Annotated in this window: 20 protein-coding genes and 1 pseudogene; 10 read left to right on the top strand and 11 right to left on the bottom strand. The window is 36.4% G+C overall.

Annotated elements, in window-relative coordinates; translation table 11 throughout:
* Nucleotides 1–263: 263 nt before the first annotated feature.
* The 3 genes from ALGA_RS14120 to ALGA_RS14110 form a co-directional block, all read right to left on the bottom strand.
* On the bottom strand, nucleotides 264–1,085 hold the full coding sequence (locus tag ALGA_RS14120; RefSeq protein ID WP_096430066.1) for a family 16 glycosylhydrolase: 822 nt from the start codon (nucleotides 1,083–1,085) through the stop codon (nucleotides 264–266).
* Nucleotides 1,086–1,230: 145 nt separating this feature from the next.
* Nucleotides 1,231–3,015 (bottom strand): arylsulfatase, encoded by a 1,785-nt coding sequence (locus ALGA_RS14115; protein WP_096430064.1) that lies wholly within the window; start codon nucleotides 3,013–3,015, stop codon nucleotides 1,231–1,233.
* 46 nt (nucleotides 3,016–3,061) lie between these two features.
* Entirely contained in the window at nucleotides 3,062–5,698 is a 2,637-nt protein-coding gene (locus tag ALGA_RS14110) for a WD40/YVTN/BNR-like repeat-containing protein (protein WP_197705565.1), read from the bottom strand.
* A 565-nt stretch (nucleotides 5,699–6,263) separates the two neighbouring features.
* Between ALGA_RS14110 and ALGA_RS14105 the strand changes: the two genes are divergently transcribed.
* The 4 genes from ALGA_RS14105 (at nucleotide 6,264) to ALGA_RS23200 (ending at nucleotide 8,325) form a co-directional block, all read left to right on the top strand.
* Complete coding sequence (locus ALGA_RS14105; protein ID WP_096430062.1) at nucleotides 6,264–6,740, top strand: hypothetical protein; 477 nt, start codon at nucleotides 6,264–6,266, stop codon at nucleotides 6,738–6,740.
* A gap of 579 nt (nucleotides 6,741–7,319) precedes the next feature.
* Complete coding sequence (locus ALGA_RS14100; RefSeq protein ID WP_096430060.1) at nucleotides 7,320–7,586, top strand: hypothetical protein; 267 nt, start codon at nucleotides 7,320–7,322, stop codon at nucleotides 7,584–7,586.
* A 193-nt stretch (nucleotides 7,587–7,779) separates the two neighbouring features.
* The gene (locus ALGA_RS23205) at nucleotides 7,780–8,082 is read left to right on the top strand and encodes a transposase (RefSeq protein WP_197705564.1); all 303 of its coding nucleotides are present in this window, start codon (nucleotides 7,780–7,782) and stop codon (nucleotides 8,080–8,082) included.
* A gap of 12 nt (nucleotides 8,083–8,094) precedes the next feature.
* A complete protein-coding gene (locus ALGA_RS23200; protein ID WP_197705563.1) occupies nucleotides 8,095–8,325 on the top strand; it encodes a hypothetical protein in 231 nt (76 codons plus the stop codon).
* A gap of 120 nt (nucleotides 8,326–8,445) precedes the next feature.
* Here the strand turns inward: ALGA_RS23200 and ALGA_RS23195 are convergent, their stop codons facing one another.
* From ALGA_RS23195 to ALGA_RS14080, 3 genes are all read right to left on the bottom strand, one after another.
* The gene (locus ALGA_RS23195; RefSeq protein WP_197705562.1) at nucleotides 8,446–9,723 is read right to left on the bottom strand and encodes a flavin reductase; all 1,278 of its coding nucleotides are present in this window, start codon (nucleotides 9,721–9,723) and stop codon (nucleotides 8,446–8,448) included.
* Nucleotides 9,724–9,735: 12 nt separating this feature from the next.
* Complete coding sequence (locus tag ALGA_RS14085) at nucleotides 9,736–10,890, bottom strand: FMN-binding protein (protein ID WP_096430058.1); 1,155 nt, start codon at nucleotides 10,888–10,890, stop codon at nucleotides 9,736–9,738.
* 869 nt (nucleotides 10,891–11,759) lie between these two features.
* Nucleotides 11,760–12,872: an NADH:flavin oxidoreductase gene (locus ALGA_RS14080; protein WP_096430056.1), complete on the bottom strand. Its 1,113-nt coding sequence runs from the start codon at nucleotides 12,870–12,872 to the stop codon at nucleotides 11,760–11,762.
* Between the two features lie 96 nt (nucleotides 12,873–12,968).
* On the opposite strand from ALGA_RS14080, the gene ALGA_RS14075 reads away from it, so the two are divergent.
* Complete coding sequence (locus ALGA_RS14075) at nucleotides 12,969–13,877, top strand: LysR family transcriptional regulator (RefSeq protein WP_096430054.1); 909 nt, start codon at nucleotides 12,969–12,971, stop codon at nucleotides 13,875–13,877.
* A gap of 227 nt (nucleotides 13,878–14,104) precedes the next feature.
* Nucleotides 14,105–14,373: pseudogene (locus ALGA_RS23615) on the top strand (winged helix-turn-helix transcriptional regulator).
* Between the two features lie 464 nt (nucleotides 14,374–14,837).
* On the opposite strand, the gene ALGA_RS14060 reads toward ALGA_RS23615, so the two are convergent.
* From ALGA_RS14060 to ALGA_RS14040, 5 genes are all read right to left on the bottom strand, one after another.
* On the bottom strand, nucleotides 14,838–15,692 hold the full coding sequence (locus ALGA_RS14060; protein ID WP_162845447.1) for a type 1 glutamine amidotransferase domain-containing protein: 855 nt from the start codon (nucleotides 15,690–15,692) through the stop codon (nucleotides 14,838–14,840).
* A 70-nt stretch (nucleotides 15,693–15,762) separates the two neighbouring features.
* Nucleotides 15,763–16,707 carry an aldo/keto reductase gene (locus ALGA_RS14055; protein ID WP_096430050.1) on the bottom strand — a complete coding sequence of 315 codons (945 nt, stop codon included), beginning with the start codon at nucleotides 16,705–16,707 and terminating at the stop codon, nucleotides 15,763–15,765.
* 311 nt (nucleotides 16,708–17,018) lie between these two features.
* Complete coding sequence (locus ALGA_RS14050; protein WP_096430048.1) at nucleotides 17,019–18,065, bottom strand: L-dopachrome tautomerase-related protein; 1,047 nt, start codon at nucleotides 18,063–18,065, stop codon at nucleotides 17,019–17,021.
* Between the two features lie 117 nt (nucleotides 18,066–18,182).
* The gene (locus ALGA_RS14045; RefSeq protein WP_096430046.1) at nucleotides 18,183–19,127 is read right to left on the bottom strand and encodes an aldo/keto reductase; all 945 of its coding nucleotides are present in this window, start codon (nucleotides 19,125–19,127) and stop codon (nucleotides 18,183–18,185) included.
* A gap of 304 nt (nucleotides 19,128–19,431) precedes the next feature.
* On the bottom strand, nucleotides 19,432–19,758 hold the full coding sequence (locus tag ALGA_RS14040) for a putative quinol monooxygenase (protein WP_096430044.1): 327 nt from the start codon (nucleotides 19,756–19,758) through the stop codon (nucleotides 19,432–19,434).
* Nucleotides 19,759–19,961: 203 nt separating this feature from the next.
* Here ALGA_RS14040 and ALGA_RS14035 point away from each other — a divergent pair, with 203 nt between their 5' ends.
* The 4 genes from ALGA_RS14035 (at nucleotide 19,962) to ALGA_RS14020 (ending at nucleotide 24,980) form a co-directional block, all read left to right on the top strand.
* The gene (locus tag ALGA_RS14035) at nucleotides 19,962–20,471 is read left to right on the top strand and encodes a LysR family transcriptional regulator (RefSeq protein ID WP_096430041.1); all 510 of its coding nucleotides are present in this window, start codon (nucleotides 19,962–19,964) and stop codon (nucleotides 20,469–20,471) included.
* 178 nt (nucleotides 20,472–20,649) lie between these two features.
* Nucleotides 20,650–20,787 (top strand): hypothetical protein, encoded by a 138-nt coding sequence (locus ALGA_RS22995; protein ID WP_153244854.1) that lies wholly within the window; start codon nucleotides 20,650–20,652, stop codon nucleotides 20,785–20,787.
* Nucleotides 20,771–21,460, top strand: coding sequence for a hypothetical protein (locus tag ALGA_RS14030; protein ID WP_096430039.1), 690 nt, complete (start codon nucleotides 20,771–20,773; stop codon nucleotides 21,458–21,460). Before ALGA_RS22995 ends, ALGA_RS14030 begins: the two co-directional genes overlap by 17 nt.
* 685 nt (nucleotides 21,461–22,145) lie before the next feature.
* A complete protein-coding gene (locus ALGA_RS14020) occupies nucleotides 22,146–24,980 on the top strand; it encodes a PAS domain S-box protein (protein WP_162845446.1) in 2,835 nt (944 codons plus the stop codon).
* Nucleotides 24,981–25,154 lie beyond the last annotated feature (174 nt).

The raw sequence follows: 25,154 nt of genomic DNA, 5'->3' as shown, positions 1-25,154 counted from the left end.
CGAAAACTACTCTGGGTTTCACAAAGGAGATGACTTAAGCATCAGTAAAAACGCACTACTAGTCAGTTATTAATAATGAAACTAAATAGCAACACTGCTTTGAGTCAGATCAATTTACTTAGGAGTAAACAGAATAACAATTCAAATTCCGGGGGTATTGTACGCGAAAAGACTAAACGATAACCACATGATAATTGTTTAAATTACCTTTAGATAAGGTTTAAAAATAGCCTTTATAACAAGTGGTTGTTTCCTCTTTTGAGTTACTTAATTTGAACAAGCTTGTAAGTATGTATCCAATCAACATACATTGTATTTCTCGAATCGTCATCTAAACTTTCCTTTGTCGGGAATCCATCCCAAGAGTTCGACCACAAATCAAAAATGATATTCAGCTCACGAGTAAATTTTCGTTTGGCTGAAGAAAAACCAACATATTCTCCATCTAAAAACCAATGACAATTGCGGTCATTCTCCCAGTAAAGGCCAAGAGTATGGTATGTTTCGTTAAAATCCTTTCCTCTATTTTTATTTCTTTTCGAAAGTAGTTTCGTGGAGGCATTACTTGGACTACGTAAATTTTCCCCATCGACCGCATGATGTATATTCGATTGCATTACGTAAGGGAAATCAGCAATTCCATGTTTCGTTTTCGGATTTGTTGGATTCGCATTGTTCTCGCAAATATCAATTTCATTTCTGTTCTCAGAATTTCCATTGTTCAGCCAATAGGTATTGTAAGCCGAGATATCAGCAGCTTTCATGCGGCATTCGGTATACATTGGATAGCCAATCTGTACTTTTGACATGATTCGACAAGTTTTCATCCACCTAAGGGAATCAGTATGCTTTTCAGCTCTAATACAAAGCTTTCCATCATCAACAAAAGCTTGACTTTCCATCATGATATTAGGAGGTGGGTAATTCCACAACGAATAGGTCCATTTCGAATCATCAAACTCTTTAAATTCATCGCTTAAGGCATCAACTGCCTCCCATTTATATCCTTTTAAAGCACTTGGTTGGGCAAATACACTAATTGCAATGCCCAAAAGTAGTACAGATAGACAAAATTTCAATTTCATATGATTATAATTTTATTTTTTTTCCATATGGTCCCGAAAGCTTTCGGGATTACCATGCCGGAATAATCATCCCACTGTGTGTCAAAATATCCTTGTCATGTACGTTTCATAGCACAAGATTAATATTGCATTTATTACTTATCACTTAATCGACCCTCTTGATATAGGTATAGTAAACCCCATACTTTTCACCACCTTCAATAAAATCATTCACAAGTAGTGTTTTTCCTTTTTCAAGCCTTACCTTAAATATCACGGCCTCTTCCTTAGCTTCAATTTCTTTTTCAAGCATTTGATTGGCAATACTAATTCTAACTTTTTCGGGTTTAATAACGGTATAATTGTAAAGATTTTTAGGATTTTCCTCTGGTACTCCCCAAATCGGGCCAGGACATTCTTTAGGCCATCTGCAACAAGAAATTTCGTATGTACCCGTACGATCAACTCTCAAGGCATGAGTGTTATTGGTATTCCTCATTCCTTCAGCCACTTGTTCACACTTCCAAATACCTCCATCTTCTCCAATAGCATGTTGAATGGTTAGCGTAATTTCATCCTGCTCATCATTTCCAATAACATTGACTGGTAGTTCTTGATATCCTATTCTTGTCTTCGCTATTTTCACAAAGCGAGCATTATCATTTAGTAAGGTTTTAACAAGTTCTGGATGTTGATGAGCTATATTATTGCTCTGGTATTGATCTTTGTCAATATTGTACAGTTCATTCCCATTTACCAATCTCCATTTGTCATTCATCAGGCAGGTTTGTTTTTCATCCATCGGTGGTCGCCAGTCCTGACGGTTATGCACAAACATTGTTCTCTCTTCCAATTTGTTTTTCTTCTTTAAAAGCAGTGAAGAAAAGTCTACCCCGTCAAGATTCATATCTTCATCCAGATTAAGTTGACACAAACCTGCCAATGTTGGAAGTAAGTCGATGTGCCCGGTAAGATCGTTGATATCCTTTCCTCCTTCAATTTTACCATCAGGCCAACGAATAAAAAATGGCACACGATGTCCACCTTCTGTTTTCGCCCCTTTCATTCCCCGATAACCTTTATTGTATCCTATTTTACCATCACGGCTAATTCCTCCGCTGGAACCATTGTCGGTCATAAAAATCAAAATCGTATTATCCAATAGCCCTTTCTTCTTGAGGTATTTATCCAATTTTCCGATATTTTCATCAATATTCGTGATCATCCCGTAGAAGTTGGCACTAACAATTTCCTCTCCTTCTAAATCTCTATACTGATCGGAGTATTTATCATCAACAAACCACGGACTGTGAGGTGCGTTAGTTGGCAAATAGACAAAAAATGGACTCTCTTTATTGCTCTCAATAAATTTAATGGCTTCCTTAAACCAAACATCAGTACAGTAACCTTCAAATTGTTTCGGCTCATTATTCACATAGTACACATCATCAAAATAGCTGTTGCCCCAATAATCAGATAATTCACCAACACCGCCTGCTTTGTGGTGAATGGCGACATAAAAACCGCAATCGGTAGGCCGAACCGGGTAATTATCACCCAAATGCCATTTACCAAAAATACCCGTTGTATAACCATTTTGTTTAAAAACATCGGCCATTGTTGATGTGTTTTCGGGAAGAGCATCCCGCCCCTTAAATGTTGCCCATGCTCCATTGTTTATCGGATATTTCCCAGTCATTATTGCCCCTCTAGTTGGTGCACAATAGGGACTTACATGAAAATCTGTTAATCGAACCGATTCCTTATAAAATGCATCCAGATTAGGTGTTTTTATCCATGGATTACCATGACATGCCAAATCCCCAATTCCTTGATCATCCGTAAGGATTAAAATCACATTAGGAGTTCTTTGAGCATTTACTTCCGAAAGTAAATTAGCCACCAATAAAATCAGTAGAACAACACGAAACAAGCTTGTTTTCTCAATCATGACATTTCGAATTAAACAATTACTAGCTTGAGCTTTACGAACGCCCCTATTCTTTTATGATCGCTTTAAACCAACCGCTTCCCCAGCCGGCACTCCAAATAATATTCTCATGATATGGATCAGGCTTTGCATCCACCATTTTGTCTGGTTGACCTATGCCTTTGTTGATTTTAGTCCAGCTTTTCCCTGCATCTTTGGATAAATACAAACCTGGATTTTTAAAATCTTTGAATTTTGTGCTCACCTGAGCCGGCACATTCACCAAAATAATATCAGAATTAACCGGAGAAATTTCTGTTTGCCATACGTAAGGCGCTTTGAATATTTTCTCCCATTTTTTGCCATTGTCTTTACTTAGCCAAACACCACCTGAAATGTACTCTCCCGAACGGGTACCACATGAAATATACATGTAGTTGGTATTGCGATCGATGAAAAGATTATTTACTGATTTAACAACTGCAGGCACCTTAACTTTGCTCCAAGTCATTGCTTTATCAGTTGATTTATAAAGACCACCCGGATCATTATCACTCTTTTGATTTACCGAAGCATAAATAATTTCCGGATTTTGAGGATCCATAGTTAATCTGCGAACACTGCATTTGGCAGGAAGTCCTTCGTTACTCAAAGTCCAGGTATATCCTGCATCTGTAGATCGGTAAACACCATAACCACCTTTTGTCAGAATGTTTTCCTTAACGGAACTGCCCACTTCAGATATTGGTTTCCGAATAGAACAGAAATACATATTATCTGGCTTGTTAGGGTCAATTTGTAAAGAATAAGTCATAGCCAAGCCTTCCCAGCTGTTGTTATTACCATCGAAAATGGTAGAGATATTTTCCCAGGTTTTGCCTCCATCCTGAGTTCTGCGCAGTTTCCCTCTGTGCTCCTGACGCCAGCTTAGAATGTAAATGGTGTTCGTATCATTAGGATGCACTGCAACTGTAGAAGTAGAATGAGATGCATGATTTCCACTGTGATCGTGAACTTGACCTTCTATTTGCTTCACTGCCACAGCATCTTTATCAGGATAAGTACCCAAATCGGTGGTTTCCCACAAGCCATGTTCTCCAGAGCATAAAAGATATCGGTCTTCAATACCCGTTTCAAGCAACATAAATCTTCCAGGAAGATCACTGCCTCCTCGTCCTACCCAAGCATTAGATCCCGGAGCCGTTTCATAATCATCAACTTGTTGCCAACTAGCACCCTTATTGTTACTACGCACTGTTTGCTGAGCAATTCCAAGAAACACATCGCCTTTGGCATTAATTGCCATCATGCGATTTCCAGCTGTTTCCGATCCCTCATCCATTTCTCCTTGTATGTGGGCAAATTCAATATTTGCACCAGTAGGATTATTCTTTTCTTGCCAGTACGCTTTATCTTTTTCTGCTATCCAATATTTGCCATCACGGACACAGGCAAACCAGGTTTTTCCGCCATTTTCAGTTTTCCACACCTCACCAGGTCCAAAACCGCGATCGTGTTTCTTATTGTGCGAAAGATAGATTTCATTTTTATCCAAAGGATTCACCACAATTCGATTGTACACCGAAAGGGTTTTGTCGGGATAAGTTGTGTAGGTTTTTTTTGAAACGTTTTTATCTATTCCGAACCAATGAGAAATCGTTCTGTGATAACGATCACGCACCCCTGAATCCGCAATTACCGACAAGTTTATTCCCAAATTGCCTGTTATATTTATCCAGCTTGCACCTCCATCAACACTTTTATAAACACCACCTGTGGCTTCTGTTGTTTTCCCTTTAGCGGTGTAAACCGTTTGCTCTACCAAATAAAGTACAAACTCTTTGGTTTTAGGATTGTAGTAAGAGCATAAATCGCGTGGCAGATTATTAGGCAGGCCTTTACTGCTAGCTTTCCAACTATCACCACCATCACTACTTGTATATACACCATGACTAGTGGCAATGATCATATGATCTGCATTAGCAGGATTAATAATGATTCTTGCTACATCCAATTCGTCGGAAATATGATTGGCAATTTTAGTCCACGATTTTCCTTTATCTGTTGTCTTTAAAATATAGCCATAACTTGCCCTTGAATGAATCAATCCATTCGGATTTTTCTGTGTTTTATGGTTGGCTTTTACATCCCAAAAGTTACCCACACCTATAAACCAAATATTGTCGTTGGTAGGATGAATGGCGATTTTAGTAAATGCATTATAGCTCGAATTCTTTTTAAAAACCGGATTGTTCTTTTCAGTAATTGTGTACACCAACTTCCAGGTTCGACCGCGGTCTTTAGTTTCAAAAATATTCCCATAACGTTCCAAAGCCACCCCGTAATCCGGATTCTGCAAGGAAAACACAATATCAAGAGTGCGTTCCAAATCCTTACCGTCACCATCGCTGTCTTTAATGGTATGCCACGATTTCCCATTATCCCAAGTACCATAAGTAACATGCATATCGGGCCCCATAAACATCACATTCGTATCTGTGGGGTGACACCAAAATTCCTCACAATAGCCCGACATTCCCGGGCCAAAATTTTTCCATTCAACAGACTGATCAGATTGTACTTTTTCGGTTTTTATTCGATTGAAAAAGTTTTTATCCATCTTCTGAGCAAGGCTCTGGCCAGACATACTCAAGCCCAACAGAACGTATATTGCAAACAATCCTATATTTTTCAATTTAAGCATATTACAGTTTTGTGTTTGTATCCTATTTTCATTTCCAGATTAATATCGTTCTAATTTAATTTTCTAAAACAAGACAAGACAGCTTTGCACCTATACAAAAACTAGACAAACAAACACTTCACAAATACCCCCTGAGATTGCAGGCAATATGTACTCATAAGGATTATTCATGGCCAGACACTTCTTATTTATTGATTTTTAATCAGAATCGTTGTGTACGCATATTACAAATTCAACAAACCGCTGTCAGGGCACAAAACCTCTGACAGGGTATACTCATAAAACAAGCTTACCAAAGCAATTCTTATTAATTATAATATTTCCCCATTGCATTTATTACGATCTCTGCAAAAAAAGAATACCTTAGTTGGGTTTTATATAAGAGCTGTACATATTAGTATTTATACAGAGTTTATCTCTTGCAAAAACGAAAGTCTCTTAAAGCATAATTTAAGAGACTAATAAAAACAAAAACAGCCACTTACGGGAAGTCACAGATAAGTGATGTGAGTCGCATAGCGTCTTAGCCACTTGTTCTCATTAATTATTAATAAATATTTAAAAAATGTCAAAAAATAAAACCACAATTGAAGAAGGAATTATTAATACGACCTCCTTTAAAAGGAAATTATGGAATTTGAGGTTTAGATTTATTTTACCCTCAATTATTTTTACAATAATCTATTTGCTATTGATGGGTATGAATGTTTTAGATTGGGAATACGAATGGGTATTATTCTTGATAACACTCATAGTACCGATACTTGGAAATATTATTAGTGATTATAGACCTGATTGCATCTATAAATTTAACATGGAAGATAGGAATGTAAATCTATTCTTGATGAATATCTTTGGTATGAAGAAGAGTATATCAATTTCTCAGGATGAAGTATGTACTGTAGAATACAGTAATAAAGGACTTTGGAGAAAAAATGGTAAAATTTGGATTCATTTTGAAAAACGTGTAGAAGAATATAGCTTAATTGATGATAGACTGGGAAAAGAGCTTAAGGACAAATTAGACTTAGGGAAGAATTAAACTAATGAGAACATTTTGTATAAGTAATGTCAGGGAAAGGGTACGGTCAAGGCACATAGTTGACACTTTTTAGGATTAGATTGATTAGAATAGTTTTTTACAACAACATATTTACTCCTTTATGAATTAAAGTTTATCAAAAAATGAAGAATCTAACACAAATATTTCACATCATAAGTTAGTTGCAATATCCTTTAATTCTAGCGGCCGTGTGGTTCTATATTCCATTTATAGTATCCCTTTCAAATGGAAATGCAGATTGGACTAAACTAAACTATTCTTTAATATTTTTAGGGATAACTGTTAGTTTCGCAACGCTTTAGGATACAAAAAAAACTTCACTTAAGTTCGAAAAACAAATATGGCGAAATCCTACAAAAGGGAAGATAGCCATAATTGTTATTGCGTTCTTAGTTTTTTCATTATTGACATTTGGGATTTTCGGATACTTTCTTGCTTCCAATAAAATTTTTCAGGAAGTCTCTTTTGGAATTATTGTATTGGGAATTGGGTTTATTGGATTCCTAAAGTCTGCCATTGAAGTTTTTGAAAACCATAGAGAAATTAAAAATACGAATAATGGAAAAAAAGAATCTATCTGAGTTGACTAACGAAGAGTTAAAAATTGAAAAAAAGGAATTGAAAAGAAGGAAAATATTGAATGCTACATTAATTGGATTTCTAGCAGGAATCTTTTTTATTGGAATTGTAGCTTCTATTTATAAAAAAAATGCTTTGGGAATAGTTCCAATGCTAATTCCACTTTTTTTAATTTATAGATTGGTGAATAATTCCAAAAAAGAAAAAGAGTTAGAAAAACTTTTGAAAGAACGGAATTTGAATTGAAAAATTGAACAGAAAGTACTACTGCCAATCGAGTAGGCTGCCGCTAGGTTATTAGCCTAGCGGAAAACCTCTCACACCACCGTACGCACCCCTGCTAGCGCGAGCTTGTAGCTCGTGTTCTGCGTAAGCAGTAAAAACAAGCTTCTAATCTGTATTTTTTCGTAAGAATTAGGTATACAAGAAATAATAAGTTTTGAGTCGTAAATATAAATTTCACAACAAAGAAGGATTATACTTTGTAAGCTTTGCCACTGTTTACTGGCTTGATGTTTTTGTGCGCGAACAGTATTTTGCTGCCATTATCAAGAGTTTAGAATATTGTTGTACTCATAAAGGCATGGTAATATATGCTTACTGTATATTACCAAGTCATATTCATTTGATATTTAACGATCAAAACTCTAACCCAGGTAAAATTTTGAAAGAGTTTAAAACTTACTCATCAAAACATATCCAACAATTGATCGAAGAAAACCCACAGGAAAGTAGAAAATAATGGTTGCTTTGGATGATGCAACGTGCAGGCCAAATGAATAGTAATGTAAAACAACGTCAATTGTGGCAGCAAAATAACCAGCCAGTTGAATTGTGGAGCAATAAAGTGATATCAGAAAAACTAAACTATATCCATAATAACCCAGTGGAAGCAGGATTTGCAGAGGAAACTCATCACTGGAAATATAGTAGTGCTAAAAATTATGCTGGAGAGTTGGGGCAGCTACCCGTCGAACTTTTATAAATGCACAAGTAGTAGCTTTGTTCTGTTTTAACAGAGCACGAGCTACAAGCTCGCGCTAGCAGGGGTTGATTCGTGGGAGACTGCTAATGTACTGACATCTGCCAGGTAGAATAAAATCCTCTATTGCCAAATAACATTCTCTGCTTTCCACTTATCTTTCGGCACGTCTTCACCTGTAGGATAGCCTATCGGAATAACGTTTAAGGGGATATACTTCTCTGGCAGGTTGAGCGCCTTTATAACCGCTTTTGTTCGGTCATCGTATGGGTACGAAGCAGTCCATACTGCTCCTAACCCAATACTCTCAGCGGCAAGGAGTATATTCTCTGTGGCTGCTGCACAGTCTTGCACCCAATAGCCTTCATCTTTTAAATTACCAGCCTTCTCCATATCGCCACACACCACAATAGCAGCTTGCACCTGAGACAACATTTTAGCATAAGGTAATTGTTGGCTTAGTGTATCTAGAGTCTCACGCTCGGTAACAACATAAAAAGCCCAAGGCTGCCTATTAACTGCTGTTGGGGCGGCCATACCTGCCCTTAGCAAGGTCTCTATCTGCTCTTTTGAAACCGGCTGGTCGGTAAAGTGGCGCACACTCTTTCGGTTGTGTATCACCTCCAATGTTTCATTCTCATATCTCTGACTATAATTAGGAACAAATGGTTGACCATCTATATCTTTCAAAGCCTCACCGACCTTGGCTATCAAGCGTCCTGTTTCATAATAATTCCCCCCGGCATATATAAGAGGATTCAACAAATTAACATCTACATTACCTTTAGAATCTAAGATTGCCTCATCAGCTTTTACATCTATAACTTTTCCGATAAACTGTCTGTGCGAACCGAGGTCATGAAACTCTGTAAGCTCACACTCTATAACAATAGGAAACTCTTTGATATAAGGAGCGTTTACAAACTCTCCTCTAACAGGCGTGAGCCCAGTCTCCTTAAACTTATCTACATCTTTTCCCGAAAATCGGCCTACGTAATCAACATACTTAGCCAATTCGGATGAAGGAATATTGACGGTAAAAGATTTTGTCTCTGTCACATTGCCATGAGAATAGGTAGCGGGGCGCATAGAGACCGCGATACTCAGCGGGTTAGAGTTGGCTATGCTTACCCATGCAGCCGTCATCATATTCGGCTTACCCTCTTTATCATAGGAGCCTATCACCAAAGCAGGTTTTGGATACAACTCTGTTCTAATCCCCAACGATTTCTTCTTAAATGGAATTGTTGCAGCATGTGATGCTGCTGGAAGAGAATCTGCAAATGGAACTATTGGGCTTGTTGTGGGCTTGTTGGACCCGTCATTTTTGTTGGTCAAAAGAATGGTCAATACCAATACGGCAGAGGCAAGAATAATATTTAAAAATTTACTTTTTTGCATGATTTTATAGTTTTACGAATCAATATTTTTAACTTTTTCATAGGATATAGTATCCAATATACATCCTGTAGGACATACCGAACACCAGGGTTTGGTGAAAAATAGCGACAACGCAACAACTATTAAACCGAAGATAATAAGTCCGATGCCTACTATGCGAAAGGAGAAGAACATGAAAGGTTCTAAATAGGATAATTCGGGAGTAAAACCTAATAACAAAGCGCCCGCAATAAGTGTCAGATATATCTCCTTGGCAGTTATACCCTTAAATCGTGTTGGTAGCTTTCTTTTTTTGAAAGGCGTAAAATGGTTCGTTAGTTCTTGCAATGCTCCCATTGGACAGAGATAGTTACAGTAAAATTTACGCTTACCGAAAAAAGAGAGGGTCAATGCTAAAATAAAGACCACGCTACTTTGCCAATTGGCCCGCCATACAAAGCCATGCTGTAGCCATCCGTGTAGTAACCGAACAGAGAGTGCATTATTGAGGATTAAGCCCATTATAGCCAACACCAATAACAAATAAAGACTGCGGTACTTCGCCGTTCCTTTTTTGTAAGCCATCGCTAGCGATAGCAACATTAGACTCAAAAATAGAACATCCTTAATCGTTGTCCAAAGGTTCGATTCTGTGATAAGAGATGCATCAGACTCCATAACTGAAGAGGCTGTATGCCTAATGCCTGCAATCACAGCCTTGCTCGTAAGGGTAGCTCCAGAGACAATATCAACATGGAGCTGCATAGCATCTTCTAAGTTGACGCCTTGCCACTTGCCTATAAACTTATTGCCATATATGGCTTCTATGTAGTCACCAGTCTCATGGTTCGGCAATAAAATAACTTTGGTAATAGTCAAATTATCATCAACACCTATCAATAAAGGAACGCTACCACCGTAACCAAATTGTTGGGAGTAATCGGATGAGAGTAGTGCTGACCCTATTTTATCGATACTATTGCCATAAACATCAAATGCACCCTGTCTATTTTTAGTATAATACTCTGCCGTGGGGTAAATCTCCTGTATATCGTCTAACACCACAGTGACTTCGGCCTCGTTATTGTGAAATAAAAAATCCCTGCCCCCACTGTAAGCTATGGCTACCAAAATAATTAGTATTAAAGAGTATTGGTATACCGTCGCCCCTATTTGCTGTTTTCCCATTAATGTTATCGTATTTAAGATATATTGCAATAACCGATAAGTGACTCTTATTCATGTGTTCTATTTTTCACCAGTCTTAGACACAAACATATCGTAAGCCCAAAGAGTCCCATTTTGTAAGCAAATAAGGACAAGCAAGATCACAATCATGACCACAGTGTAAGATTTTGACAACACGGATGCAGATAAAATATTTTTTGAGAGACACAGTTCACTCATAATGCCAATACTAATATAATTACCCCTGTAGCCAATCTTAAATTAAGAACATACTAAGACTTAACTTCTTGTTCTCTTTCATCCCTGTATCCTTATTTTTTAATTTTGAATCTAATTCACTCTACTTTATATGTTGAATTCATCAAGCTCGTTTTATGAGTTTCTTTTTGAATTTGATGTAAATTAACGCAAAATATTCTCCCTTCTAAGAGTGAGATTCGATCTTAACAAACCAATAACATTCTCTGTGTTTTTTTAAATTGATATGCTCTAAGAAGACATGAAGTTACTCTGCATTTAGCTTGAAGAATGACCACTCTGATCACTATTCATCCCATCTACATCAATAATATTAGATGATATCTGGATTTTTCCGCTTAATATAGAACGCCATTTCGAAGATAATGGGACATACCAACACCCGAATGACAGAAAACTATGCCAGAGCCAGCTAGAAGCTCATCTCAAACGAGATGAGTACAATTCAAGGAATGTATCAAATGGCATAACCACCATCAACGTTCAAGCAACACACCACTATGGCACCATCAACTTTTCAAGCAACATTTCATTGTATTGAGGCGTTGATGGCTCCCCTCTACTTCACAAACGAAGATTATAAATCAAAATAACGAGAGGTCTCTGGCGGTTTACACTTTAGTTATACTTCTTTTTTCTTTAACGCTGCAACCAACTTCTCCTTCGCGATAACAAGCATTGCACGAAATGCAAAGTGGCTTATAATCAGGATTATCTTTCCACTTATTCACCAAATCAGGTTCGTAAAGCAGTGGTCGCGCAATGGAAAAGTACGCAATACTGGTGTCATTAAGAATACCTTGCATCCTTTTAAAATCGCGATTTCCCCCCATTAATAGTACAGGAATAGTTACAGCTTCGGCAATTTGTTTGGTTGGCTCCAAGAAATAAGATTGTAACTCAGGCTTGTTTATTTTAGTTCGTGCCGGTCCTACACCTTTTCCCGAAGTTTCATTTACTCCACTAATCTCTAACAGGTCTGCTCCTGCTTTTTCAAGTATTTTGGCAACTTCAACAGCATCTGCAAGGGTTAAGCCTTCGCCTTCGTCCATATAATCATCGTGGTTCATTTTTACCATAATGGTAAAATTATCTCCTGCTGCCTTACGAATACTTTGAATGACATCGACAATAATCCGAGACCTATTTTCAATTGTTCCTCCATATTCGTCGGTGCGCCGGTTACAAAATGGAGTTAAGAACTGGCTTAATAAATAGCCATGTGCACCGTGTATCTCAACGGCGTCGTAACCCGATTTCTGCGCTCTTATTGCAGCACTGGTAAACATTTTTGTTAGATGTTGAATGTCTTCTTTGGACATCTCTTTGGGCGTAATTCCCGTTAAACGGTTTTTCACGGCTGAAGGACCAAATAATGTTGCATCCTGAAAGTCCGGATGATAGTTTTGCGAACCTCCATAAGCCAATTGGATAGCAATTGGAGTTCCATTAGAATGGACAGTATCTACTAATTTTCTGTGCTCTTCAATAAAAGAATCGTTGTATATACCCATCATTCCAGGGTTTGGTCTATCGTTTGGATCAACCATTGAATAACCTGTAATAATCATTCCAACACCACCTTTCGAAAGTTCCTCGTAAACCTTGTACAGCTGTGGTGTGATATGCCCGTCTTTGTCAGCCATCTTCATCCACAAAGCCGCACGAATAATTCGATTATTCAATTCTAAATTCCTGATTTTTGTTTTCTCCATTACTAACATATGCACCTTTCTTTAGTATTCGATGCAAAAATACTATAGATAGTTCTATAATAAAAATAAGTTAATTCATACCTTTGCATTATAATTATAATAGATATGGTGAATTTAGAATGGTATCGCACCTTTAAAGCGATTTACGAAAAAGGAACATTAACAGCAGCTGCCCAAGTTTTATTTATTTCTCAGCCTGGTGTAAGCTTGCATTTAAGTTCGTTGGAAAGTTATACAGGAGCAAAGCTTTTCGATAGAGTTTCAAAAAAAATGATTCCTACCGAACGTGGAAAAGTATTGTATAATGGGCTTATTGAACCATTGTTAAAGTTAGAGGAGATAGAGAGGCACTTTCATAAAAGTACTGAGAATGATATTCCTACTATAAGTATTGGAATGTGCTTTGAAACGTTTCAGCACATTCTAGAAAGGCATCTTCATACACTGAATTTTAATGTGATAAGCAGTTTTTCTGATTATCAGAGTTCACTAATGAAGTTAGAGAAAGGAATTGTTGATGTTGTAATTACATCTCAAAAAACGGAAATTAAAGGGATTCAGTATATACCCGTTGGCAAAGAGGCTATTGTTTTAATTGGCAGTAATGATATTGATAAAGATGCCTTTAATAAGACGATTAAAACAAAAAGTAAATCCGACATACTCACATTCATCAAAGAAAAAAAATGGTATGGTGCGTCAAGTGACAATGTGCATTTAAAGCGATTCTGGCAAGCTAATTTTAATTCGTCACCTGATTTTAGAGCCAATTACATTGTCCCCAATTTTAAATCGATAATAAACAGTCTTTGTATTGGAAGCGGATTAGCCATTGTTCCTGATTTTCTTTGCAAAAGGGAATTTGAAGATGGAAAATTGCAATTACTATGGCGTGGGAACTCTCCAATTACTAATCAACTCTATTTTGCTTGCCGGAAGAATTCTATATATGAAAATCAATTGAATGAAATTTTGAAGATATTTAAAAAAGAAATGGACTTAGACCCAAAATAAAGGATATAAACACCAGCACACACATTTTGTATAAGTAATGGCAGGGACAGTGCTAAATTTCAAGTTTTGCAACCCGCTTAAACTTCATCTCAGTTTTACATGTAAGTACCACGCAATCTACAACTATCATACAATTTAACGTTATCCCTCATTAAAAAAAGATAACTCTGAATAATGACACAAATAAGGAAATTATCAAATATTACGAAAAGGAATTTAATTATTCTTTGGCGTTTACGCTGCATTTGATAGGTGATAAGCATAAAAGTCTTATTTTGTTTCACCTTAAAGATGGTGCTCAAAGGTCAGGAGAATTTCAAAAAAGTATTTCGGATATTTCAAAAAGGATGTTTACTTATTCTATCCGAGCACTGGAAAAGATAAGCTTGTTAAGCGAAAAATATATCCAGTGACTCCACCTAAAGTGAGATACGAATTATCAGAAGAAGGCAAATCACTTATCCCCATCATCCTTAAATTAGATGAATGGGAATAGGATTTTGCAAATAACAATCATTTATATGCTCCGCCTGAATTGTAGTTCTCTGTGATGATATGTCCAAAAATCAGCATTAATACTGATGGAAAAACAACTTAAAAAAACTTGTTTACTAATCTCTAATTTTTATTTTATTGATGGAGAATATTAAATCAAAAACGCCATTTTTTTGTTTCGTTTATCCTTGAGTTTGTATAGAATAAATAGCCATCGTAAATACTAAAGGTATCTGCCCACTTAATTTTTTCACCCTCGCAAAGTGTATTGATTTTGCCATTAAGTGTCAGGTATTGAATTTTGTTATTTTCTAAATCTCCAAAATATAAGTTGCCTTTATCATCAAAAATCATCCCATCAGGAGCAGCGGTCTTGGCCACTAACTTTACGTTCGCCTCGATCTGTTCTTTATCCCCATTATTTAATAGATCTGCTGAAACAGATGAACTTCAAGAATATAACCATTATTTTAACTGACGCAAAAATTCAGTCAGAAGATCAGGCAAGTCTGTAGGGTAACGACTGGTGATAAGATTACCATCCACTACCATCGGCTTATCCTCCACAATAGCCCCTGCATTTTTCAAATCAATATGAATACTCCAAGCAGCTGTCAGTTTACGGCCTTCAACAATTTCGGCGTTTATAAGAACCCACGGTCCGTGACAGATTGAGGCAATCGGTTTTTTTGCTTTGTCCATTTCTCTAACAAAAGCTAGGACATTTTTGTCAATACGTAAAGCATCAGGATTCCATGCACCACCTGGAATGACAACCGCATCATAATCGACAGCTTTGACTTCATCTATAAAACGGTCAATTTTTACTTTTCCGGCGTTTTCCATAAATCGCACAGTCTGTATATATTCTGTTCTACTAACAGGGTATTGTATTGCATATTTTTCAGCCCAGGGAGAATACTTTGGAGAAACAATATCCACAATAGCCCCTCTTGCCTTCAAATATTTTAAGAAACCAGTCAGCTCAATTTCTTCCACTCCATCAGTTGTAATAATTGCAATATGCTTCCCCGTTATCTTTTCCTCCTCTTTTATCGGAGCCATAAAAAAAGCCTTCAAAGCAGGGTTTTTATCCAAAAGACGGGCGGTATTGATAGTAGGTGATAAAGGTGTTGTTTTCAAACCATCGGCGACTCCCAATTCAGAAGCAACTGAGGCCGAAGCCAAAGCAGATTCCCCAGTTACTTGTTGCCCCTTAAATTGTTCAACTTCAATAATATCATTCTTATTCGATAGTGACTTTTGAGTTACACATGACTGCAATAAGATAGCAATCAGTAATATAATTTGTACTCTCATAATATTTTTTTTGTTAATGTTATTTATAGTTAATAGGATACTCCCCATTTAAGCTTAATGTAGTCATAGGTCACTCATCCCATAAATTGCTATAGGTGACAGGTCCCTTATTTATATACCAAATCCTTCCATCAATATATCTACGGCCTTTATTTATAGTTTTGATTTTATCCATATCCACATCGGATAAAACAAGTTCTACTGCTGCTAAATTTTGCTTTAACCTTGCCGGATTTACAGATTTAGGAATAGCCGAGATTCCTCTTTTAAGTATCCATGCTAACAATACTTGTGCTGTAGAAACCCCTTTTTCTATCGCGATGGCATTAATTTGTTCATCGTTCAATAGTACAGGTTCATCTTTTGACTTTAAATGTTCTGGTCGATCCGATGAGCCTAAAGGTGCATAGGCTGTTAATAATATGCCATTTGCCTTGCAGAAATCCACCAATGCCAATTGCTGCATATAAGCGTGAATTTCTACTTGATTCATTTCCGGTTTAATTTGTGCAGTTTGCATTAGCTTTTTCAACTTGCCAATACTAAAATTACAGACTCCAATATGTTGAGCTAATCCTTCATCAAAAGCCGCCTCCATACCTTTCCATGTATCATCAATTGGGTATTCTGCAAAATCATCAGTTTTTTCAGGTAAAACTACGTTTGATTTTATGGCTATAGGAAAATGAATTAGGTATAGATCCAAATAATCTAAATGAAGGTCAGACAAACTTCGTTTTAATGCAGGAATTACATTTTCACGTCCATGTGCATTACTCCATAGTTTTGAGGTAATCCATAACTCCTCTCGGATAACAATATTTTCAGCAATAGCTTCCCTTATTGCTTCTCCTACTTCTTTCTCATTTCCGTAAATAGCTGCACAATCAATATGGCGATATCCCAATTCAATAGCCCTTTTCACTGCTCGAAATACATCTCCAGCTTGTGATCTCCAGGTGCCTAAACCGAGAATAGGCATTTGATCTCCGTTGCTATATTTTAAAAATTCCATGCTATAACTTGATTTCCATTATGATACTTTTAATATTCGATATTCTAAATTGCTTAAAAGAAGCCTATCTTTTTCTATAATAAAAAGTTTTTCTTCAGGACGTTTAAAATTTTCCGTATTATAAATCTAATTAGTCATTTATACGCCTCAAAGACTTCTTAATTTAAAACAGCTCATGAAATACAGATAAATTTAAGTGTTAATCCCATCTGTTTGAACGAATCGGATTTAAGTTAAAAATTTAGTTAGGGGCTCCATCAGGATGGTGAGGTTCGTATTATTGGGAAAACAAGCACTAAATTTATATCCCTCTATTCCTCTATTTTTATTTTATTGATGGAGAAAGTTAAATCAGAAACACCATTTTGTGTTTCGTTTATCCTCGAGTTTGTATAGAATAAATAACCTTTGAAAATACTGAAGGTATCTGCCCACTTTATTTTTCCACCCTCGCAAAGTGTATTTATTTTACCATCAGGTGTGAGGTATTGAATTTTGTTATTTTCTAAATCAGCAAAATATAAGTTGCCTTTATCATCAAAAATCATCCCATCAGGCGCAGCGGTCTTAGCCACTAACTTTACGTCCGCTTCGATCTGCTCTTTATCGCCATTGTTTAATAGATCTGCCGAAACAGAATACAGATTATATCCGGTTAAGCTGTGATAATATAAGCGATTCGTTTTGCTATTAAAGGCAATACCATCTGAATGAACGGTATTGTTCCACTTAACACTATTAATCGTTAAATGATCTGTTTCTGCTCGTGTTGAGTAATGGTTATCTAAAACACGCTTGCTTTCCTTTGTTGATAAGTTCAATATCACTAAACCAGGCTCTCCTGAATCAGTCATATAAATACAATTTTTTTTCTCATCTATACGTAAATCATTAATATATGATGTAGGCTTATAGCTTTTAGGAGATAAAACAAGTATATCTTTTAAACGATTGGTGTTTAAATCAAACACAAACAGGCGGGGAGCATCTGTCACCCCTTTAAATAATGGGTTTCGGGTATCTAAAACATATAAGTCATCATTGTGCACGACCACCGATTGAACAGCTACAAAAACAGAATCCGAAATAGATTTTCCAATAGCCCAGTTGTTCCATCTTTCACTTGGATAAGAGCGGGTTGTTCCATCAGCAGCAACTTCTACAACAGAATTTTCTACGTCTTCTCTCCATCTTGGGAAATTTGCAAAAACCCGACCTGTATGGCTTACCGAAACCCCTGTGACCTGTTGGCCTTTATATTGAGCGACCTCAATTACTTCGTTTTTATTAGACGAAGACTTTTGATTTACACAAGATTGCAATAAGATAGCTGCTAATAATATAATTTGTATCCTCATAATAATATCTTTTAAGATTTGGTTCCTTTAGTATAAAGTAAATGAATACCCATAAGGCAAACCTCCACGAATTCTATTGATTTAAGTTGCACAATAGCTTTTAAAATCATTTGACGATTACCATAGATTTGATTTGTTTATGGGGCCATTCTCGACTATCAAAAATGAACCGTCAACATATCTTCTGTCTTTATTTAATCCTTTTATTTCTCCCATTTCATCGTGAGATAGAACAATCTCTACCGATTCATAATTTTGTTTTAAGCGAACGGGATTAACGGATTTTGGGATAGCCACTATTCCTCTGTGGGTTAACCATCCAAGCAATATCTGAGCAGGAGAGATCCCTTTTCTTTGGGCCAGGGAGTTAATCAATTCATCTTGCAAAAGCACTGGTTCGTCTTTCGCTTTCATGCCTGCCGGACGGTCAGATGATCCAAGAGGTGCATAGGCTGTTACCAGGATTCCATTTTTTTCACAAAAATCAACCAGTTCATTTTGTTGCAAATAGGGATGTATCTCTACCTGCATCATCTCAGGTTTGATGCTTGATGACAGCAGTAGTTCTTCCAGTTTGGCCACTTTAAAATTACATCCACCAATATGACGAGTCAATCCCTGATTAACAGCATCCTCCATTCCTTTCCATGTATCGGGGATGGGATATTCATTGATGGCAAAATCTTCTGGTTTCTCTGGTGCAAGGACGGTGGTTTTGAAAGCTACGGGCCAATGTATTTCATACAGGTCCACATAATCCAACTGAAGATCAGCTAATGTTTGCTTTAAAGCAGGGATCACATTATTTCTACCATGCGCATTACTCCATAACTTTGAAGTAATCCATAACTCCTCCCGGACAACAATATTCTCAGCAATAGATTCGCTTATTGCTTTTCCTACTTCTTTCTCATTGCCATAAATAGCAGCACAGTCGATGTGCCTGTACCCAATTTTAATGGCTTCCTTAACTGCAGCGTACACATCTCCAGGTGCTGATTTCCAGGTTCCCAAACCTAAAATTGGCATTTTGTCTCCATTCTTGTATTCTAAATATTTCATATGATTATAATTTGTTTTTTTAGTTGCCATATGGAACTTACCATGCTATGATAATCATCTCCCTGTGTGTAGAAAGCTTTATATATGAACGTTTCATATGATTATAATTTGTTTTTGATTTGCCATATGGAACTTACCATGCTGGAATAATCATCTTCCTGTGGGTAAAAACTTTTACATGTTCGTTTCATATACTCTAATTTGTCTTTTATTTTTTCATCTGTTCCTTCCGATGAATTTAAACATGATTTTATGTGAAACTAAACCCGTTTAAATTCATGTTCGGTTCATAGGGCTGTGTCAATTAAAAAAGCTTATCGTTTTCAATAACAAATATATTCCCGCCAGGCTGGCACATCCCTTCTGTTTCTATGCCCCATTGCTTAAAGTGAGCTGTCTCTTTATGAGTTTCAAATGCCTGTGAATTTTCAAATACCTCATGAAATACGATACAGTCAGGTTCATTCACCGACCATGATGCCTCATAAATCAAATTCCCTTTTTCTGTTTTTTTAACCTTCTCCACTAAAATTTTTGTGATTCTTTCCACATCCTTCTTATATACTGAGACAGCCTTAAAATAGGCCATAACAGTTAAACTTCCCTTTGGGTAATCTTGTAGGTCTTTCATTATTATAATTTTATTTTATACAATTCAAATATTATTTACTAAGCCGCGCATATAATGCGATTGTTCAATTCTAAATTCCTAACTTTTGTTTTCTCCATTACTAACAGATGCACCTTTCTTTAGTATTCGGTACAAAAATACACTGGATGTTTCTATTATAAAAATAAGTTAATTCATGCATTTCCATCACAATTATAATAGATGTGGTAAATTTAGAATGGTATCGCACCTTTAAAGCGATTTACGAAAAAGGAACATTAACTGCAGCGGCCGAAGCTTTATTTATCTCACAACCTAGAGTAAGCCTGCATTTAGGTTCGCTGGAAAGTTATACAGGAGAAAAACTTTTCTATAGAATATCAAAAAAAATGCTTCCTACCGAACGAGGGAAAAGTTTATACAATGCACTTATTGAGCCTTTACTAAAATTAGAAGAGATAGAAAGGTACTTTCAGAAAAGCACTGAGAATGATATTCCTACCATAAGTATAGGCATATGCTTTGAAACGTTTCAGCACATTCTAGAAAGGCATCTTCATACTCTGAACTTTAATGTGATCACTAGTTTTTCTGATTATCAGGATTTGTTAAAGAAATTAGAAAAAGGAATTGTTGATGTTGTGATAACGCCTCATAAAACGGAAATTAAAGGGATTCAGTATGTACCGGTCGTTTCCGCAAGCTTTCAAGAGCAATGGCAGTTACCAAATTAAGACAGTGAGCAATACTAAATAAATGCCCCAGCACCTCCTTCTCTCTCCCCACACCTTATTATCAGAATATTGCAAAAAGTGTTAACTATTTCACATTCGTGAAATTGGCCCTTTTAACAGGTTAAAATCTGACTTATTTTACTTAATTTCAGTTCGTTTTTCGATTGAAATGACTAAAATGGTGATTACAATGGAAGAAAATGGTAACCCATCAGCTGGTCATCAACCGAGCTACTTTGCGGGAAGATTGGAAGAGGAGGCTGATGGGTCCATTAATATTGAAACAAAAATAGTAAATAATGGATTACCAAAGTGATTTTAAGAAGTGGAAAAAACCAACCAATGCACTTTCTTTGGAGGAAGTGAAACTGCCAACCGAACCTGTTGATGAGTTTGCTGCCAAAGCAGAAACATTGGCTGTTGAGGCTACAAAAGACAAGGAAGAGCTTGTGGAATCGGGTTTAGATTACACATTGGTTGAAGATCTGCCCAGTTTGGCTGGGAACTTGCGTTATTACGAGGCTCAATGGATGAGCGAGTATCGTGCCCGACAAGAGGCTCAAAAAGAATGGCTGGAACAATCGCCCGAAGCTTATGACTTACGCGATGAAATGCTGCATCACTTCACTTATGCTTATCGCAAGCATTCTGATATCATCAAAAAAGTAAGACGTATCCGCGAAGGCGGTAGTCATGCCGATATGATTCAGGATTTATTGGAATTAAGTGTATTAGCCGTAAAATATCCACAGCCACTTGTTAAAATAAATTACGATGTGAATCTGAACAGTAAATCCAAAACAAAATCGCACGCAATGGCTGATTTATTGGCTGAAGCAAATGGTTCTACTTCAGAAAGCAGCGAAAGCAAACTTCTTCGTGACAAGGCATTTACTCTTTTATACGACCGAATGCTGGAAATTCGTGAATGCGGACGGTATGTATTCTGGAAAAACGAAGACCGCAAGAAATGCTATTTGTCAAATTAGGCAAGACACCCAATTTTACTAGTCCCCCGCTAACAATTACCCTCCAGCGGGGGTTACTACCCCACAAATGGTAATTTGAGCATCACAAATGCCAACTTGTACCCAAAAAAGAGTAATCTGAAGTGAAAAAATGGCAGTTTGGGGTCGAAAAACAGCAATTTGATGCTCACAAATAGTAACCTGAGGCTGAAAAATGGCAATCTGAAGCAGACAAATGACTATTTGCAACCAAAAAATGATGATTTAAGATAGTATCTCCATTTTTGTGTAAGCGCAATTATTTAATTCAAATGTGTTCAAATCTCTCAGGGAATGCCATATTAAAATCAGTAAGAATAACTCCCCATGCATTGATCAAATCCTAAACACAGAATACAATTTCCATTCACTTTTAAACCCAAACTCCCATCAGCTTGAATGCACTGATGGGGAGTTAAATTATTACTGAATTGCGAGAAGTGAAGCTTGTATCTTGCGTTCACTTTACAAAATATAATTAATAGGTCCGTTATTCAGAATTACTCTAAACACAGCCATACTACCTAGTAATAAGAAGTTTTAGAAACAGACTTGTGCATTCGCATAGTTTATTATGAAAGTGAGAGAATAATTTCGAAACAAATAGGTTATTTTTGAGTAAAAGATATCCTTGTTCTCTCACATACAATGTATGACCAATCCCTTTATGAACCAATCGATAGAAATCCCAAATACCATACTTGCCAAATGGCAAAAATTAATTGATTTACTTAGCACTACATTTAACCTCCCCGCCACACTCATTATGAAATTAGATGGCGAAAGCATAGAGGTATTTGCCAAAAGCGAGATGTCCGAAAATCCATACAAAGTAGGCGATCGTGAAAAATTATACGGGCTTTATTGCAACACAGTAATCGAAACTCACAATAAACTTCTGGTACCTAATGCACTAAAAGACATCAACTGGATGAATAATCCAGATGTAAAACTTGGTATGATTGCCTATTTGGGCTTCCCAATCTATTTACCCAACAACAGTATTTTTGGGACAATTTGTGTTTTGGACAATAATGAGAATTGCTTTCCGAAAGAGATAGAACAGCTTCTTGAACAAATTAAAGAAATTATTGAATTGGACATAGAAGGTTATCTGGCCTTTGAAAGTAAAAGCATAAAACTAGAGACTAAAGTCCTGGAACAAATTCAAATAATAGACCAAGCAAAAACACCTCGCCAAAAACTTAGTAACAAAGTTAAAAAAGAGCACAAAATTCAGGAAAGCATCACTAACAACAATCAACAATTAATTGATAAGCTTGTAGAAGGTGAGAGTAAAGACGCCGATCTTTTTAACAAACTGAATTCAGCAATTGTTATGTTCTCTCCCGTTTTCGGATCCGAGGGAGAATTAATTGATGCCACTTATCTGGATATGAACCCTATGAATGAACAGTTAATAGGGTATAAAAAAGAAGAAGTTATAGGTAAAAGTATTCTGGAGATTTTTCCGGAAACAAGCCCCAAATGGTTTAGAACTTTCGGCCCAATTTTCAAAGGAAAGTCGAATGTGAATTTTGAGATGTTTCATAAGCCCTTAGGGAAACACTTTTCTGTTAATGCATTTCCAATTGACGATGGTTCATTTTGCGTCAACTATTTTGACATATCGAAGCAAGTTATCTTAAAAGAAAATAGCAAAGAGAACCAATTGCTATTGAGTTCAATTTTTAATCGCATCAATGTTGCCATTGTTTTGTTTAAACCCATTTTTAATCAGATCCATGATCTTATTGATCTTGAATATATAGACATGAATCCATTGAATGAACAAATTATGGATTTTAAGCTGGCTGATGTCAAGGGAAAAACAGTGCTGGAGCTTTTCCCCAACACAAACAAAGAATTTTTCGGATATTTTAATACATCAATTCAGCAAAAAAGGATAGTTCCTTTTAATTTTAAGATCGATAGTTCAAAAAAGTTTTATCATTCGAACGCCTTCATGCTTGACGATAACAGGATGGTTTACACTTGCTACGACATCACGGAACAAATTCTCGCAACAAAAAAAATGGAGGAACGCGAAAAGAGACACAAGGCCATTTTTAACAACAGCAGTTCTTCCATCGTTTTAATTGATTCTGATAGCGGAGCAATTTTGGATGGTAATGATGCCCTTGTTCGCTATACCGGATATTCAAAAAAAACGCTTTTGAAAATGAATCTTAAACAGATCAGCACATCCAGCGAGGAAGAAATACAGAAACAGCTTTATTTGGCTAAACAAAATAAAAAACATTTCGATTTTAAACATACACTTGCCTCAGGAGAGATTAGAAATATTGAAGCTTATGTAGGGCAAATTGAAATGAATGGAAAAATGATTTTGCATTGTACGGTGCATGATATTACCGACAAAAAAAATGCACTTCAAGATGTTCTAAAACTTTCAAATGCTGTAGAGCAAAGTCCGGCATCTATTATTATTACCGATACCCATGGAAATATTGAATATACAAACCCCAAAAATTGTGAAATTACGGGCTATTCTGCTGAAAACCTGAAAGGAAAAAACCCAAGAATATTAAAATCAGGAAAACTAGCCGAACACACTTATAAAGATTTATGGAATACCATATTAGCAGGTGGAAAATGGGAAGGTGAATTCTATAATCGCAAAAAAAATGGCAATTATTATTGGGAACATGCAAGTATTTCACCCATTAAAAATGAAGAAGGCACGACTATTAACTTCATGAAAATTGGAAAGGATATCTCCGAACAAAAAAAGATCCAATCGGAACTCAGGAAAGCTAAATTTAGAGCAGAAGAAAACGACCGGTTAAAAACGGCATTTTTAGCTAATTTAAGTCACGAAATTAGAACTCCCCTAAATGGAATCATGGGATTTACCGATTTAATTTTGCATGAAGAAACTCCTGATGATGCTAAAAAGGACTACCAGAATATTGTAAAAGAATCAGGTGAGCAACTGTTGATGATTATAAATGATCTTGTGAATATCTCGCAAATTGAAGCAGGCGAATTAAATATTAAACTAAGCCATTTTTCGGCAACAGATTTACTTGATGAAATACTTCTATTCTATAAACCGGAGGTCTCAAAAAAAGGCTTGGAAATTCAGATTGTAAAAATAAACTGCCAAGTAATAAAATCAGGCATCAATTGCATGTTGTTCAGTGATCGGAAAAGGCTTCGACAAGTTTTTGACAACCTGATTAAAAATGCCATTAAATTTACCCAAAAAGGAACAATAACATTAGGTATAGAATGCAGAGACTATACTGTATTATTTACTATTCAGGATACTGGTATTGGAATCTCTAAGGAAAATCAAAAGCTTATTTTTGATCGTTTTAGACAAGTAGAAGAACACTTCACGAGACATTACGGAGGAAATGGCCTGGGCTTATCCATTTCAAAAGAAATTACAGAATTATTAGGTGGCGAACTTTGGGTAGAATCCGACTTAGGAAAAGGATCTAAATTTAGTTTTACCGTAGCAAACAACTCCTAATTTACGATCACCACATATCCTTTCGGTACTATTATCTTATTCTGCTTTGAAAATACACCAGAAAATACAATTCGAAATCACTTGCATGTAAAACTCCCCAATCAGATTGAATGCACTGACAGGGAGTTTTATCACTGTTTAGTCTTAATCATTATTTTTTTTGCCTCATTTAGA

The sequence above is a fragment of the Labilibaculum antarcticum genome, assembly GCF_002356295.1.
Taxonomy (GTDB): Bacteria; Bacteroidota; Bacteroidia; order Bacteroidales; family Marinifilaceae; genus Labilibaculum; species Labilibaculum antarcticum.
Note: the sequence above shows the minus strand (reverse complement) of the source record. Positions and strands in the feature narration are given on the sequence as shown.